Origin of the sequence: Streptomyces sp. NPDC058534 (assembly GCF_042717365.1) — a bacterium.
GTDB lineage: Bacteria > Actinomycetota > Actinomycetes > Streptomycetales > Streptomycetaceae > Streptomyces.
Genome location: NZ_JBHXNW010000022.1, coordinates 47,756 through 63,428, shown reverse-complemented (window position 1 = coordinate 63,428; position 15,673 = coordinate 47,756). Strand labels below are relative to the sequence as shown.

At 70.7% G+C, this 15,673-nt stretch carries 14 protein-coding genes and 1 pseudogene; 11 read left to right on the top strand and 4 right to left on the bottom strand.

The annotated features are described in order from the left end of the window. Positions 1 to 63 precede the first annotated feature (63 nt). A complete protein-coding gene (locus tag ACFWR9_RS16215; RefSeq protein ID WP_383841766.1) occupies positions 64 to 1,836 on the top strand; it encodes a sulfatase-like hydrolase/transferase in 1,773 nt (590 codons plus the stop codon). A gap of 392 nt (positions 1,837 to 2,228) precedes the next feature. Beyond that, positions 2,229 to 2,921, top strand: a complete 693-nt coding sequence (locus ACFWR9_RS16210) for a FadR/GntR family transcriptional regulator (RefSeq protein ID WP_383841763.1) — start codon at positions 2,229 to 2,231, stop codon at positions 2,919 to 2,921. 69 nt (positions 2,922 to 2,990) lie between these two features. On the opposite strand, the gene ACFWR9_RS16205 is transcribed toward ACFWR9_RS16210, so the two are convergent. The 4 genes from ACFWR9_RS16205 to ACFWR9_RS16190 form a co-directional block, all read right to left on the bottom strand. Further along, entirely contained in the window at positions 2,991 to 3,692 is a 702-nt protein-coding gene (locus ACFWR9_RS16205; RefSeq protein ID WP_383841760.1) for a FadR/GntR family transcriptional regulator, read from the bottom strand. Positions 3,693 to 3,792: 100 nt separating this feature from the next. Continuing rightward, positions 3,793 to 4,824, bottom strand: coding sequence for an ABC transporter permease (locus ACFWR9_RS16200; RefSeq protein WP_383841757.1), 1,032 nt, complete (start codon positions 4,822 to 4,824; stop codon positions 3,793 to 3,795). Further along, positions 4,808 to 6,364, bottom strand: coding sequence for a sugar ABC transporter ATP-binding protein (locus tag ACFWR9_RS16195; RefSeq protein ID WP_383841754.1), 1,557 nt, complete (start codon positions 6,362 to 6,364; stop codon positions 4,808 to 4,810). Before ACFWR9_RS16195 ends, ACFWR9_RS16200 begins: the two co-directional genes overlap by 17 nt. Before the next feature lie 100 nt (positions 6,365 to 6,464). Then, on the bottom strand, positions 6,465 to 7,505 hold the full coding sequence (locus ACFWR9_RS16190) for a sugar ABC transporter substrate-binding protein (protein ID WP_383841751.1): 1,041 nt from the start codon (positions 7,503 to 7,505) through the stop codon (positions 6,465 to 6,467). A 518-nt stretch (positions 7,506 to 8,023) separates the two neighbouring features. On the opposite strand from ACFWR9_RS16190, the gene ACFWR9_RS16185 reads away from it, so the two are divergent. The 9 genes and pseudogenes from ACFWR9_RS16185 to ACFWR9_RS16145 form a co-directional block, all read left to right on the top strand. Next, a complete protein-coding gene (locus ACFWR9_RS16185) occupies positions 8,024 to 8,875 on the top strand; it encodes a fumarylacetoacetate hydrolase family protein (protein ID WP_383841748.1) in 852 nt (283 codons plus the stop codon). A gap of 11 nt (positions 8,876 to 8,886) precedes the next feature. Further along, a complete protein-coding gene (locus ACFWR9_RS16180) occupies positions 8,887 to 10,239 on the top strand; it encodes an L-fuconate dehydratase (protein ID WP_383841745.1) in 1,353 nt (450 codons plus the stop codon). After that, the gene (locus tag ACFWR9_RS16175; protein ID WP_383841742.1) at positions 10,236 to 10,997 is read left to right on the top strand and encodes an SDR family NAD(P)-dependent oxidoreductase; all 762 of its coding nucleotides are present in this window, start codon (positions 10,236 to 10,238) and stop codon (positions 10,995 to 10,997) included. Before ACFWR9_RS16180 ends, ACFWR9_RS16175 begins: the two co-directional genes overlap by 4 nt. Before the next feature lie 2 nt (positions 10,998 to 10,999). Further along, complete coding sequence (locus tag ACFWR9_RS16170) at positions 11,000 to 11,989, top strand: aldo/keto reductase (RefSeq protein ID WP_383841891.1); 990 nt, start codon at positions 11,000 to 11,002, stop codon at positions 11,987 to 11,989. After that, positions 11,989 to 12,729, top strand: coding sequence for a (Fe-S)-binding protein (locus ACFWR9_RS16165; RefSeq protein ID WP_383841739.1), 741 nt, complete (start codon positions 11,989 to 11,991; stop codon positions 12,727 to 12,729). The genes ACFWR9_RS16170 and ACFWR9_RS16165 overlap by 1 nt, the downstream gene beginning before the upstream one ends. Before the next feature lie 26 nt (positions 12,730 to 12,755). Beyond that, a pseudogene (locus tag ACFWR9_RS16160) lies at positions 12,756 to 14,191 on the top strand (LutB/LldF family L-lactate oxidation iron-sulfur protein); the annotation flags it as partial. After that, positions 14,188 to 14,841, top strand: coding sequence for a lactate utilization protein C (locus tag ACFWR9_RS16155; RefSeq protein WP_383841736.1), 654 nt, complete (start codon positions 14,188 to 14,190; stop codon positions 14,839 to 14,841). The pseudogene ACFWR9_RS16160 and the gene ACFWR9_RS16155, both read left to right, overlap by 4 nt. Further along, positions 14,838 to 15,149 carry an L-rhamnose mutarotase gene (locus ACFWR9_RS16150; RefSeq protein WP_383841733.1) on the top strand — a complete coding sequence of 104 codons (312 nt, stop codon included), beginning with the start codon at positions 14,838 to 14,840 and terminating at the stop codon, positions 15,147 to 15,149. Before ACFWR9_RS16155 ends, ACFWR9_RS16150 begins: the two co-directional genes overlap by 4 nt. Then, positions 15,137 to 15,673, top strand: a 537-nt coding sequence (locus tag ACFWR9_RS16145) for an amidohydrolase family protein (RefSeq protein ID WP_383841730.1), incomplete at its 3' end; no start/stop codon positions are given. The genes ACFWR9_RS16150 and ACFWR9_RS16145, both read left to right, overlap by 13 nt.

Genomic DNA, 15,673 nt, shown 5'->3' with positions numbered 1-15,673 from the left:
CACAGGCCCAGCGCGCACCATCCGTATGTCCTCTCAGCCGCCCCAAGCCCTTTGGAGGAGCACGTGCCCAGTCGCCGTCAGTTCCTGATCGCCGGTGCCACCGCGACCGCCCTGGCCGCGACGGCGGTCGCCGACCCACCCGCCACCGCCGGGACCAGGCGGCCCAACATCGTTCTGATCCTGGCCGACGACCTCGGCTACGGAGAGCTGGGCGCCTACGGCCAGCGCCTCATGCACACCCCGGCCCTCGACCGGCTCGCCGAAGAAGGGCTGCGTTTCACCGATGCCTACGCCGGCGCTCCGGTGTGCGCGCCGTCCCGCTGCTCGTTGCTGACCGGGCTGCACGGCGGCCACGCGAGAGTCCGGCAGAACCCCTTCTCCGGCCCGCAGGGCGCCCTGACCGCGGACGACACCTCCTTCGCCGAGCCGTTGCGAGCCGTCGGCTACCGCACCGCGCTGTACGGCAAATGGGGCTTCGGCCCCGAGACGGCCCACCAGCCCAGCCACCCGAACCAGCGTGGTTTCGACGACTTCTACGGGTACATCGACCACGACCACGCCCACGACTACTACCCCGAGTATCTCTGGCACAACGAAACCAAGGAGGCACTGCCGGGAAACGCGGACGGCGGAAAGGGGACCTTCGCCCCGGACGCCTTCCTCGCACGCTGCGTCGACTTCATCAAGAACACCGAAGGCCCCTTCCTCCTTTACCACGCCCCCAACCTTCCGCACGCGCCGAGCGACGTGCCGGACACCAGTGAGTACGACGCCGAGCCCTGGAGCGCGGCCGACAAGGGCCACGCCGCTCAGGTCACGCTCCTGGACACGCACGTCAGCGCGGTGATGAAGGCGTTGCGGGACAGCGGAAAGGCTGCCGACACGGTCGTGCTGGTCGCCGGTGACAACGGTCCGCACGAGGAAGGCGGTGTGAACCCCGACGTCTTCCGTGCGAGCGGCCCGCTGCGCGGCTACAAGCGCAACCTCTACGACGGAGGCATCCGCGTGCCCTTCCTGGCGTGGTCGCCCGGCCGTGTCCTTCCGGGGACGACCGACCGGCCCACGCACTTCGCCGATCTGCTGCCGACCCTCGCCGACCTCGCCGGGGCACCGCGACCGCGCGACGTGGACGGACTGTCGCTGGCGAAGCTGCTGACCACCGGCACCGGGGACCGGCAACACGATCACCTGTACTGGTATCGGAACGACCCCTGGTCCACCCCCCGCGCGGCACGCGAGGACGGCGGTCGTATCCTCACCCTCGCCGAAGCCACCCGGGGGGACCACTGGAAGGCCGTGCGCTTCGCCCCGGACCGGGACCGCACGGCCCCGGACGACCTGTGGCACGTCGAACTGTACGACCTGGACGCCGACCCCGGTGAGCGCACGGACCTGGCCGCGGCGCACCCGGACGTCGCGGCCCGGCTGGTCGCCGTCATGCGCGACGCCTGGGTGGAGGACTACCGGCGCGTGCCGTTCGGCGTCCGCCTGACCGCACCCGACCACGTGGAGCCGGGACGCAGTTACGAGATCACCGCCACCGTCGCCAACGGCTCCGCCGTGTCCTGGCGTGACACACGACTGCGGCTGACCGGTCCGCGGGGGTGGCGGCTGCGCCGGACATCCGGACCGGCGCGCGCGGACCTGCCCTCCGGCGGAGTACTGCGCCAGTCCTGGCGCGTCGCCGTCCCCGCGGGCGCGGCCGTGGAGGACGGTCAGCTGAAGGCCAGGTCTTCGGGCAACTGGGGCGGACGGACCATCCGTTTCACGGCGGAGCACCGCTTCGTCCCGTCGCTCGCGGCGGGGACCGCCATCGGGGCCCCCGCACGCACATGAGGTAGGCGCACGGCGGTGTCGGCCGGCTCATGAACAATAGGGCCGCTGCCGCAACCGGGGGTACGAGCCCCGCAGTTGGCAGACTGCGGCCTCGACCTCGGCGGGGCACCTGGTGCGCCACCTCGATACCGATACCCGGCCGCCCTCCAGCGCCGATCACCCACCGTCCCGTTCCGATCGGCGGACCCAATCATGGCCGGCTGCTTCGGACAGGGGCGCTGTACTCGTGGCGACGTTCGCGGGCCAACGCTCTGGGGCCCAGGTGGTAAGGGGGGAGGTCTGACGAAGTCCTCGAGCCAGACGTGGGGTGTATGCGCCTCGTCAGCTATGGTCGCCCCCGGAGGGTCATTCATCCGACGTATAGTGGCGCCAGCAGTACGAGGAGGTACACCGTGCCGGTCACCGATGAGGCGATCGAGAAGATCAAGGCAATGATCGTCGACGGCGAGCTGCGCCCGGGTGAGCGGTTGCCCAAGGAGGCTGTCCTGGCTGAGCGGCTGGGACTGTCCCGTAACTCCCTCAGGGAAGCCGTCAAGGCGCTCTCGCTGATCCGGGTACTCGACGTGCGGCAGGGTGATGGAACGTACGTGACCAGCCTGGAGCCCGGGCTGCTGCTGGATGCGCTCGGCTTCGTCGTCGATTTTCATCAGGACGACACGGTGCTGGACTTCCTCGAGGTCCGCCGGATCCTGGAGCCTGCCGCCGCTGCCAGGGCAGCCCGGGCGATGCCGGAGGAGGACGTCGCCGCCCTGCAGGATGTCCTGGAGAGTCTTCCCAGCGAGCCGTCGCTGGAGGAGCTCATCGCCAACGACCTGGAGTTCCACCGTTTGATCGCCTCCGGAGCCGGCAACCCGGTGCTCTGCTCGCTGATCGAAGGGATCTCCGGTCCGACCGCGCGGGCACGAATCTGGCGTGGGCTGACCGAAGAGGGAGCGGTGGAACGCACCCGCGATCAGCACCGGGCGATCTGCGAGGCCATCGCCGACCGGAACCCCGAACTGGCCCGGTCCTGGATGACGGTGCACGTCGCCGGCGTCGAACAATGGCTGCGGGTCACTCTCGGGGGAAGCGGGTTCGCGCTCTGAAGGCGCCCGGTGCATGGGTTTCCGACTTGCTGCTGAGCGCTCGCCGTGCGGTGAGTCCGACGGCACGCTTCAGGGGGCTGGAAGACCGGGGCCGTCTCCTGCCGCACCGCCTGTCAGCCAGTCCTCGACGGCGGCTACATGGAATGCGCTGGCGCCGGCGGCGAGACCTGCATCGCGGGCGGTGAGCGCCCGCCAGATGGCCTCGTGTTCGCGCTGGGCCCGTTCGCGGGCAGGCGCGTACTGTGCGCCGCGGACGATGCGCAGCCGCTGGGTGTGGGTGGAGAGGATGCCGAGAAGGGTGGACAGGACCGGGTTGCCGACGGCGTCGACGATGGTGCGGTGGAACTCGATGTCCAGTCTCACGAACTCCTCGATGCCCTTGGCCGCGGCGCTCCGGTCGAGGATCTCGCGGAGACCGTCCAATTGCTCGGTGGTGAGCCGGCCGGTCGCGAGGGCCGTCGCCTGCGGCTCCAGCAGACGACGCACCTGCAGGAGCTGGTGGGCGGTGTGGCCGTGGGAGACGTCGGCGGCGAAGGCCATGGTCTCCAGCAGGAGGTGCGGTTCCAGGCCGGAGACGTAGGTGCCGTCGCCCTGGCGGGAGACCAGGATGCGCATCGCGGTCAACGCCCGTACGGCCTCGCGCAGGGAGTTGCGGGACAGTCCGAGAGACTCGGCCAGGTCGGCTTCGTTGGGCAGCCGGGAACCGGGCTGCAGGGTGCCGGAGAGGATCATTTCCTTGATCCTGCCGATGGCCAGGTCCGTCACCGCCATGGGGTGCTCCCGTTCTGTTGGCGCGGGCAGCGCGCCGGGCCCGGTCCCGCCGACTCGGGGTGTTCTCGCGCGGCCACCGGGCGACGGCTCGGGTCGCGTGCTACTCCTGCTTCTCGCCGGAGGCGAAGCGGGAGATGATCAGCGCGACGATGATGATCGCGCCGTTGAGGAACTGGTTCCACAGTGGCGGCACACCGGCGAGGGTCATGACGTTGACCACGAGCTGGAGGGTCAGCACACCGGTGAGGGCACCGAACAGGGTGCCTCGGCCGCCGTTGAGACTGACGCCGCCGATGACGGTGGCGGCGAAGACCTGGAAGATCCAGCCGTTGCCCTGGTCCGCGGAGATGGAGCCGTAGTGGCCGGTGTAGAGGATGCCGGCGAAGGCGGCGAGGAGGCTGCCGATCACCAGGACGCACCACACGATCCTGTCGACGCGGATGCCCGCCGCCCGGGCGGCCTCGGCGTTGCCGCCGATCGCGTACAGGGCGCGGCCGTGGCGCAGCCAGGAGAGTGCGCTGCCGCCGATCAGGAAGAGAAGCGCACAGATCCAGATGCCGGCGGGGATCCCCAGCCAGCTGGCGCGGCCCAGGTAGGTGAAGGAGCTGGGCAGGTTGACGATCGACTGACCCTCGGAGATGGCGACCTGGAGACCGCGCAGCAGGGTGAGCATGCCCAGGGTGACGATGAAGCCGTTCAGCCGCAGCTTGATGATGAGGAATCCGTTGATCACGCCGATCAGCGCGCCGACCAGCAGGCACAGCGGGATGGCGGCCCAGGTGGGGAACAGCCCGAGGCCGAGGAAGCGGGCGCCGTGGTCGGGCAGGACCAGCCAGACGGCGACGACCGGTGCGACGCCGATCGTGGACTCCAGGGAGAGGTCCATCCGGCCGACTATCAGGACCAGCGCCTGGGCGAGGACGAGCAGGCTCAGCTCGGTGGCCTGCTGGCCGACGCCGAGCAGGTTGTCGGTCGTCAGGAAGGCGGGCGAGACCACGAAACCGATGACGCCCAGGACGAGCAGTACCGGGACGAGTGACAGGTCACGGAGTCGGGCGAGGTCGATACGGCGCCCGGCGGGTACGGAGACGGCCGCGGCCGGCTGCGTGCTGAGCTCAGTGGTGGGAGACATGGCTGTCCTTCGTGTCGGTCGGGCCGGCCATGCCCTCCATGGCTGCGACCAGTTGTTCGTCGCTCCAGCCGTGTGCGAACTCGGCGACGACCCTGCCGTGGAACATGACCACGACGCGGTCGCAGACCTGGAGGTCGTCGAGTTCGTCGGACACGATCAAAGCGGTCTTCCCGGCATCGGAGACCTCGCGGACGGTGCCCAGCAGGGACTCCTTGGACTTGACATCGACGCCGTTGGTCGGCCGGACGGCGACCAGGACGTGTGGTTCGGTGGCGAGTGCGCGCGCGATGACGACCTTCTGCTGGTTCCCGCCGGACAGGGCGGACACCGGGGTGGACGGGCCGGGCGTCTTGATGTCGAGCCCGGTGATCATCCGCTGCGCGAAGGCCCGGGTCCGCGAGGGCAGCACCGTGCCGTACGGACCGAGCTGGTCGGTGACGGTCAGCGTGGCGTTCTCGGCGACACTGCGCTGCGGGATGAGGCCCTGGATGTGCCGGTCCTCGGGGACGAAGCCGATACCGGCCGCGAGCGCGGCGGGGACCTGGCCGGTGCGTACCTGGCGGCCCGCGACCGTAACCGTCCCGGCCCCGGGCCGGCGCAGGCCGGCCAGGGTCTCGCCGAGCTGGACGTTGCCGCTGGCCGCCGCACCGGCGAGCCCCACCACCTCGCCGCCACGCGCTGTCAGGGAACAGTCCTGGTACGCGCCGTCCAGACTCAACCCGGAGACCTCCAGCAGGAGACGCCCCTCGGAGCGTGTCCGGTCGCTCACCGACCACTTGGGGCCGGTGTTGTGAGAGCTCTCCCCGGTCATCGCCTCGACCAGAGCGTGATGGTCCAGTTCGGCGACCGGTGCGGTGATGATGTGCCGGGCGTCGCGGTAGACCGTGACCGTGGTGCAGAGGTCGTAGACCTCCTGCAGATGGTGGGAGATGAACAGGAAGGCGACACCCTGGCGCTGGAGGGCGCGCAGCTTGTCGAAGAGCCTGTCGATACCGCGTGCGTCGAGCTTGGCGGTGGGCTCGTCGAGGATGATGAACCGGGCGCCGAAGGACAGCGCCCGGGCGATCTCCACGAACTGGCGCTGCTCGACGGTCAGGTCCTGGGCGCGTGCGGCCGGGTCCACGTCCACGCCGTACTCGGCGAGCAGTTCCGTCGCGCGATGGCGCAGCCGCTTCCAGCTGATCGGGCGCAGGGCGCCGTCGCTCTGCCGGTCCAGGAAGAGGTTCTCGGCGACGGTCAGGGCAGGGATGACGGTGGAGTGCTGGTAGACGCAGGCCACTTTGGAGCGCCAGGCGTCGGTGTCCCCGAGCGACGGGGCCGGCTCGCCGTCGAAGCGCAGGGTCCCGGTGTCGGGGCTTTGGAGTCCGGTGAGGATCGAGACGAGCGTGGACTTGCCCGCTCCGTTGCGGCCGACCAGGGCATGCGACGCGCCGGGCGCGACCGAGATACGGGCTCCACTGAGCGCGACGGTGGCGCCGAAGCGCTTGGTGATCCCGTCGGCCTCGACGACAGGGCCCCGGACGGGGCTGGGGTCCGCCATGGCGGGTTGTCCTTTCCGCTGGGGGGCTCGTGAGCGGCGGCCTGAAGGGGAGGCAGAAAGAGGCGTTCCCGGGCCGCCGCGCAGGAGATTCCCGGTGGGATCACTTGCTGACGTTGTTGCCCCACAGGGCCTTGTCGTCGACGTTCTCCTTGGTCACCAGCGGAGCGGGAAGCTGGTCCTCCAGACCGTTGGGCAGGGCCACGATGGTCGAGCCGTGGTCGGTGGGGCCGGGCTCGAAGGTCTTGCCCTCGGCGGCGGCCTTCGCGTAGTACAGCGCGTACTTGGCGTAGAGGTCGGCGGGTTGGGAGACCGTGGCGTCGATCTGGCCCTTACGGATCGCGTCGAACTCCTGCGGGATGCCGTCATTGGAGACGATGGTGATGTGGCCGGGCTGTCCGGCGGGCTTGAGTAGACCCTTCTGCTGGAGCAGGGCGAGAGTGGGTTGCAGGAAGACACCGCCGGCCTGCATGTAGATGCCGCCCAGGTCGGGGTTGGCGGCCAGGGTGGACTGGAGCTTGGCGGAGGCGACATCACCCTTCCAGTCCGTGGCCAGCTCGATCACCTTGATACCGGGGAACTTCTCCTTCATGCAGGCGGCGAACGCCTCGGAGCGGTCGCGGCCGTTGATGGAGCTGAGAGCGCCCTGCAGTTCGGCCACCTTGCCCTTGCCGCCGAGCTGCTTGCCGAGGAACTCGCACGCCTTGGTGCCGTACGCCTTGTTGTCGGCGCGGACCACCATGTAGACGTCCCCCTTGTCGGGGCGGGTGTCGACGCTGATCACCGGAATCTTCTTGGCGGCCAACTGGTCCAGCGTGGAGGCGATGGCGCCGGTGTCCTGCGGGGCCATCACGACGGCCTTCGCGCCGGTGTTCTGGAACACCTTGACGTTGGAGACCAGCTTGGTCACGTCGTTCTGGGAGTTGCTGATCGGCAGCGTGCTCAGGCCCTGGGTGTCGGCGCCCTGCTTGATGTACTGGGCGTAGGAGTTCCAGAAGTCGGAGTCGGCTCGGGGCAGGTCGATGCCGATCGTCGGCTTGCCGGAGTCCGCCGAGCCGCTGTCGCGGTTGCAGGCCGTGGCGAACCCCGCCAGGACGGCCACGGTGGCGGCCGTGGCCGCGAGTCTGGAGGAGCGAAACTTCATGGTGCTGATCTCCTTGGCTGGGGTGGCGGGTGCCTCTGCTGAACTGCGGGTGCACATGTCGGGGGACCGGGGCGGTAACGGTGAGGCTCGTTCCCCGGGTGCTGGACCGGCGGGGGCGAACCCACTTCGGTCCCCGCGTTGACCTGGGAGAAGGACCCGTTCGCGGTCATGGCGACCCGTGGCAGAACCTGCGGCGAAGCGCCTTCCGCGTCATCGGATGCCTTGCGGTATCGAGGACCTTACGAGGCTGAAACACGGCTGACAAGGGGAGACCTCGGATGAATCTGATTCGTGATGCTTGGATTCCTGACCACAATGCAAAAACATGCTGTTTCTGCGCCGAACTAGCTCTGTTTTGAGCGTATAGAGACGTCGCGGGAAGGTGAGTAGGTAAGAAAGGTCGGAGGACTGCTTGCGGTGGTGTGACGGTCGCTCGTATGGTCGGGGCTCCGCACAGTCCTCCGATGTATTCACCGACGGAGGGTTCTGCATCTCTGGAGCGACGACGGGAGAAGGACATGAAGTTGTTGCGGGTCGGGGAGCCGGGAGCGGAAGTACCGGCGGTGCTCGACGAAGACGGCGCGCCCTTCGCCCTCACCGGCGTCACCGCCGACATCGACGGACCGTTCCTCGCCTCCGGCGGCGTCGACCGGGCCAGGCAGGCGCTGGCCGAGGGGGCGCTGCCGGGCCTGGCCACGGCCGGTCGGCGGATCGGCGCTCCGGTCGCCCGCCCCGGCAAGGTGGTGTGCGTGGGTCTCAACTACCGTGACCACGCCGAGGAGACCGGCGCGGCCGCCCCGGAACGGCCGGTGGTCTTCATGAAGGACCCCTCCACCGTCGTCGGCCCCTACGACGCGGTCCGGATCCCCCGCGGCTCGGTCAAGACCGACTGGGAGGTCGAACTCGCCGTCGTCATCGGCACGGAGGCACGCTACCTGGCGAGCCCCGCCGAGGCCGCCGGTCACATCGCGGGCTACGCGATCAGCCATGACGTCTCCGAGCGGGAGTTCCAGCTCGATTACTCCGCCCAGTGGGACCTCGGCAAGTCCTGCGAGACCTTCAACCCCCTGGGTCCCTGGCTGGTCACCCCCGACGAGGTGGGCGACCCGCAAGGACTCGGCCTGCGCCTGTCCGTCAACGGTCAGGAGCGCCAGAACGGCGACACCAAGAACATGATCTTCGACGTCGCGTACCTCGTCTGGTACCTGAGCCAGTACATGGTCCTGCGCCCCGGCGACGTCATCAACACCGGCACTCCGGCCGGCGTGGCCCTCGGCCTGCCCGGCACCCCGTACCTGCGCGCGGGGGATGTGGTCGAGCTGTCCGTAGACGGGCTCGGCACCCAGCGTCAGACGCTCATCAACGCGTGAAAGGCACCGAGTTGTCCGCAACCACGGCGCGGATCACCGCCGTCGACACCTACGACATCCGCTTCCCGACCTCGCGGGAGCTGGACGGGTCCGACGCGATGAATCCCGACCCCGACTACTCCGCCGCCTACGTCGTCCTGCGGACCTCGGAGGGCGGCCATGAGGGCCACGGCTTCACCTTCACCATCGGCCGCGGCAACGATGTCCAGGTCGCCGCCATCGACGCGCTGTCCGAACACGTCGTCGGACGCCCGGTCGCCGAACTGTGCGCCGACCCCGGCACCCTGTACCGCGACCTGATCGGCGACAGCCAGTTGCGCTGGCTCGGGCCGGAGAAGGGCGTGATGCACATGGCCATCGGTGCGGTCGTCAACGCGGTCTGGGACCTGGCGGCCAAGCGGGAGGGCAAGCCGCTGTGGCAGTTCCTCACTGACGCCGACCCCGCGTGGCTGGTCTCCCAGGTCGACTTCCGCTACCTTACCGACGCGCTGACTCCCGACGAGGCCCTGGAACTCCTGCGCAAGGGCAAGCAGGGCGCCGACGAGCGGGCCGCCGACCTGCTGCGGCGCGGCTACCCCGCCTACACCACCTCCCCGGGCTGGCTCGGCTACTCCGACGAGAAGCTGACCCGCCTGGCCAAGGAGGCCGTCGCCGAGGGCTTCACCCAGATCAAGCTCAAGGTCGGCGCCGACCTCGCGGACGACATCCGCCGCTGCCGCGCGGCCCGACAGGCGGTCGGACCGGACATCCGGATGGCCATCGACGCCAACCAGCGGTGGAACATCGGCGAGGCAGTCGCATGGACGAAGGCACTCGCCGAGTTCGACCCGTACTGGATCGAGGAGCCCACGAGTCCCGACGACGTCCTCGGGCACGCCGCCATCCGGCGCGGCGTGCACCCCGTCAAGGTCGCCACCGGCGAGCACGTGCACAATCGCATCGTCTTCAAGCAGCTCCTCCAGGCAAGCGCCATCGATGTCCTCCAGCTGGACTCCGCCCGCGTGGCCGGAGTCAACGAGAACCTCGCCATCCTGCTGCTCGCCGCGAAGTTCGGCGTGCCGGTGTGCCCGCACGCCGGCGGCGTAGGACTGTGCGAACTGGTCCAGCATCTGTCGATGTTCGACTACGTGGCTCTCACCGGCACCACCGAGGACCGCGTCATCGAGTACGTCGACCACCTCCACCAGCACTTCCTCGACCCCGTGGTGATCACCGACGGCCACTACCGGGCACCCGACTCGCCCGGCTTCTCAGCCACCATGCACCAGGCGAGCATCGAGACCTACAGCTACCCGGGCGGCGAGTTCTGGACGGCCGACGCCGCCCTGGGCGAGCCCGGCACGGACGCGGAGGACCACGCATGAAGACCGACCTCGACGGGCTGACCGCCCTGGTCACCGGAGGCGCCTCCGGCATAGGACTGGCCACCGCCCAACTGCTGAGCGGACGCGGCGCGACCGTCGCCGTCCTCGACCTCGACCCGAGCGGCGTGCCCGCGCCGCTGCGCGCCCACCCCGCCGACGTCACCGACGACCGCTCCGTCCGCTCGGCCGTCGAAGAGGCGGCCGAGGAGCTCGGCGGTATCGACATCCTGGTCAACAACGCCGGGATCGGCGCCGCCGGAACGGTCGCCGACAATCCAGACGAGCAGTGGCACCGCGTTCTCGACGTCAACGTCCTCGGCATTGTCCGCACCACCCGTGCCGCCCTTCCCCACCTCCGCGAATCCGACTGCGCCTCCGTGGTGAACACCTGCTCCATCGCCGCCACCGCCGGCCTGCCCCAGCGCGCCCTCTACTCGGCGAGCAAGGGCGCCGTGCTCTCACTCACCCTGGCGATGGCCGCCGACCACGTACGCGAGGGAATCCGGGTCAACTGCGTCAACCCCGGCACCGTCGACACTCCGTGGGTCGGGCGGCTGCTGGACGCCGCCGAAGACCCGGCCGCCGAACGGGCCGCGCTGGGCGGGCGCCAGCCCACCGGCCGCCTGGTCACCGCGCAGGAGGTGGCCGCAGCCATCGCCTACCTCGCCTCCCCGGCCGCCGGCAGCACCACCGGCACGGCCCTCGCGGTCGACGGCGGCATGGCCGGCCTGCGCCTGCGACCGGAGCCGCAGTCGTGACGCTGCGCCAGAACCGGCTCGGCCGCAGCGCGGTGCGGGTCAGCGAGCTCTCCTTCGGCGCGGCCGGCATCGGCAACCTGTTCACCCCGGTCACCGACGACCAGGCGGGACAGACCGTGACCGCCGCCTGGGACGCGGGTGTGCGGTACTTCGACACCGCCCCGCACTACGGCCTCGGCCTGTCCGAGCGACGCCTCGGCGCCGCCCTGCGCGATCGCCCGAGGGACGCGTACACCCTGTCGACCAAGGTCGGCCGACTGCTCGAACCGGCGGACGCGGACGGAACCGACCTCGCGGCCGGTTTCGCCGTGCCCGCCACCCACCGCCGCGTGTGGGACTTCAGCGCGGACGGCATCCGCCGCTCCCTCGCCGACAGCCTCGAACGCCTCGGCCTCGACCGCATCGACATCGCCTACCTGCACGATCCCGACGACCACGCCGAGCAGGCGCTGGACGAGGCCTACCCCGCGCTGGAACGGCTGCGCGGCGAAGGTGTCCTCGGCGCGATCGGCGTCGGCATGAACAAGGCCGAACTGCTGACCCGCTTCGTCCGCGAGACCGACGTCGACGCCGTCCTCCTGGCCGGCCGGTACAGCCTGCTCGACCAGCGCGGACTCGCCGGTCTCCTGCCGCTCGCCGCCTATCGCGGCGTCGCGGTCGTCATCGGTGGCGTCTTCAACTCCGGCCTGCTCGCCGACCCGCGCCCCGGCGCCACCTTCGACTACGCCACCGCCCCGGAGGACCTCGTGGCACGCGCCCTCGACCTCCAGGCCGTCTGCGAGCGGCACGGCGTACCGCTGCGCGCCGCCGCCCTGCGCTTCCCGTTCGGGCACCCGGCCGTCGCGAGCGTCCTGGTCGGCACCCGCAGCGCCGCCGAGGCCGAGGACGCCGCCGCCCTGCTGCACCACCCCGTGCCGGGCGCGCTGTGGGCGGAGATCAAGGAACGCGGGCTGCTTCCGCCGCATGTCCCGACCCCCGTACAGGAGCGCTGATGCGCGTCGCCCTGTTCATCACCTGCTTCAACGACACCCTCTTCCCCGAAACCGGCAGGGCCGTGCTGGCGGTGCTGGAGAGGCTCGGCCACACCGTCGACTTCCCGCAGGAACAGACCTGTTGCGGGCAGATGCACTTCAACACGGGCTACCGCCCGGACGCCGTTCCCCTGGTAGCCCGTTTCGCCCGCACTTTCGCCGAGTACGACGCGGTGGTCACCCCGTCCGCGTCCTGCGCGGGCATGGTCCGGGACAACCACCCCGTGCTCGCCGAGAAGTACGGACACCCCGGCCTCCACCAGCAGGTGACCGAAATGGGTCCACGGGTCCACGAGTTCACCGAGTTCCTCGTCGACGTCCTCGGTGTCACCGACGTCGGCGCACGCTTCCCCCACCAAGTCACCTACCACCCCACCTGCCACTCGCTGCGAGGGCTGCGCCTGGGCGACCGGCCGCTGCGACTGCTGCGCGCGGTCGAGGACATCGACCTCAGGGAGCTCCCGGCCGCCGACTCCTGCTGCGGCTTCGGCGGCACCTTCGCCGTCAAGAACGCCGAGACCTCCGCCGCGATGCTCACCGACAAGGCGCAAGGAGTCCTGTCCACCGGCGCCGACGTGCTGTGCGCCGCCGACAACTCCTGCCTGATGCACATCGGCGGCGGCCTCTCCCGACAGGGATGCGCCGTACGGACCATGCACCTGGCCGAGATCCTCGCCGCCACCGAAGGAGCCACACGATGAGCGGCCACGGCGACCGCGGCGTCGTCTGGCTCGGCGCCCCGCCCTTCCCCGATGCCGCCCGCAGCGCCCTGGGCGACACCCAGCTGCGTGCCAACCTGAAGCGGGCCACCGCCACGATCCGCGACAAGCGCCTCACCGTCGCCTCGGAACTCGACGACTGGGAAGACCTGCGCACCTCGGCCGCCGCCGTCAAGAAGCGCACCGCCCGCCATCTCGACCGGTACCTGACGCAGTTGGAGCAGTCGGTGACCGCGGCGGGCGGCACCGTGCACTGGGCCGGCGACGCGGCCGAGGCGAACCGCATCGTCACCGAACTGATCCGGGCCACCGGCGAGTCCGAGGTCGTCAAGGTCAAGTCCATGGCCACCCAGGAGACCGGCCTCAACGAGCACCTCGCCGGGGCCGGGATCACCGCCTACGAGACCGATCTCGCCGAACTCATCGTCCAGCTGGGCGACGACCGCCCCTCCCACATCCTGGTCCCCGCGATCCACAAGAACCGCACCGAGATCCGCGACCTGTTCGCCGCCGAGATGGGTCACTGGGGCCGTCCCGCCCCCGAGAACCTCACCGACGACCCGGCCGAACTCGCCGAGGCGGCGCGCCGGCACCTGCGGCAGAAGTTCCTCACCGCCAAGGTCGCCGTCTCCGGCGCCAACTTCGCCGTCGCCGACACCGGTACCGTCGTCGTCGTGGAATCCGAGGGCAACGGCCGGATGTGCCTGACCCTCCCCGAGACCCTGATCACCGTGATGGGCATCGAGAAGGTCGTCCCCACCTGGTCCGACCTGGAGGTCTTCCTTCAGCTGCTGCCCCGCTCCTCCACCGGTGAGCGGATGAACCCGTACACGTCGACCTGGACCGGCACCACCGACGGCGACGGCCCGTCCCGGTTCCACCTGGTGCTGCTCGACAACGGCCGGACCGACACCCTCGCCGACACCGTCGGCCGCCAGGCCCTCGCCTGCATCCGCTGCTCCGCCTGCCTCAACGTCTGCCCGGTCTTCGAACGCACCGGAGGCCACGCCTACGGCTCCGTCTACCCCGGTCCGATCGGTGCCGTCCTCACCCCGCAGCTGGTCGGGTCGAGCACGCCGCCACCCTGCCCTTCGCCTCCACACTGTGCGGGGCCTGCTACGACGCCTGCCCCGTGAAGATCGAAATCCCGGAGCTGCTCGCCCACCTGCGGGCCGAAGCCGTCGAGGCCAAGCGCTCCGCCGGCCGCCTGCCCACCGCCGAGGCGGTCGCGATGAAGACCGCCGCCACCGTCCTCGACTCCCCACGGCTCCTCACCGCGGCCCAGAAGGCAGCGGCCCTCGGCGGGCGCGCCCTCGCCCGGCGCGGGCGCATCGGCCGGCTGCCCGGCCCACTGCACGGCTGGTCCGACACCCGGGACACACCGGCACCGCCCGCCGAGTCCTTTCGCACCTGGTGGCGCAAGAACCGAGAAGGTGGCCGATGACCAGCCGCGACGCGATACTCGGGCGCATCAGGGCCGCCCTCGTCGACGTCCCCGCCGACGAGACTCCGGCGGACGTGCCCGTTCCCCGCACCTACCGCCGCACCCACACCCGGCCCGACGAGGACGTCGTCGCCCTGTTCGCCGAACGGGTCGCGGACTACCGCGCCTCCGTCACCCGCACCGACCGGGCCGGCCTGCCAGCCGCCATCGCCGCCGCCCTCACCGCCCGCCGTGCCCGGAACCTCGCCCTGCCCGAAGGCTTCCCCGCCGAACTGCTCCCGCCCGGCGACTGGAAGTGGCACGGCGAACCGCTCGACGTGCCGGCCCTCGACGCGCTGGACGGTGCCCTCACCCTCGCCGCGGTGGGCATCGCCGTCACCGGAACCCTCGTCCTCGACACCGGCCCGGGACAGGGCACGCGCGCCCTCACCCTCGTCCCGGACTACCACCTGTGCGTCATCCGCGCCGAGCAGATCGCCGCAGACGTCCCCGACGCCCTGAGCCGCCTCGACCCGGCCCTGCCACTCACCTTCGTCTCCGGCCCGTCCGCCACCAGCGACATCGAACTCGACAGGGTGGAGGGCGTCCACGGCCCCCGCACCCTGCACGTCATCGTCGTCGGCCCCTCCACCCACCCGGAGCAACCATGAGAATCGCCCTGCACACCCGCATACGCGAGGACCGGATCGCACAGTACGAGGCCGCACACCGCGAGGTGCCCGCCGAGCTCACCACCGCCATCCGGGCCGCCGGCGTCGCCTCGTGGACCATCTGGCGCAGCGACCGCGAACTGTTCCACCTGCTGGAGTGCGACGACTACGCCCGCCTGCTCGCCGAGCTGGAACACCTTCCGGTCAACATCGCCTGGCAGGCACGGATGGCCGACCTCCTCGACGTCGTTCACGACTACTCCGAGGCAGGCGCCGAAGCAGGACTTCCGGTGGTGTGGCAGTTGTGATCCGGCAGATCATCGACGCGCACCACCACGTCTGGGACCTCGCGGCGCGGCCGCAGCCATGGATCACGGGTGAGGCCCTCGCCCCGCTCGCCCGGTCCTTCTCGACCGCGGACCTCACCGCCCAGGCACGGGCCGCGGGAGTGGCCGGCACCGTCGTCGTCCAGACGGTCTGCGTGCCGGAGGAGACACCCGAACTGCTGGCCCTCGCCGCCGACAGCGACCTCATCGCGGGCGTCGTCGGATGGACCGACCTCACCGCCCCGGACGTCGCCGACACGATCGCCGCCCTGCGTGAACGGCCTGGCGGTGACCGGCTGGTCGGCATCCGGCACCAGGTCCAGGAAGAGCCGGACCCGCGCTGGCTCCTGCGGCCGGACGTACAGCGCGGGCTGACCGCCGTAGCCGCGGCCGGGCTCGTCTACGACCTCGTCGTCAAGCCGCACCAGCTGGCCGCGGGGGGGGGGGGGGGCGGGGGGGCGCGGGGGGCGCGGCGCGCGCGCGCGGGCCGCCGCGCGCCCCCCCCC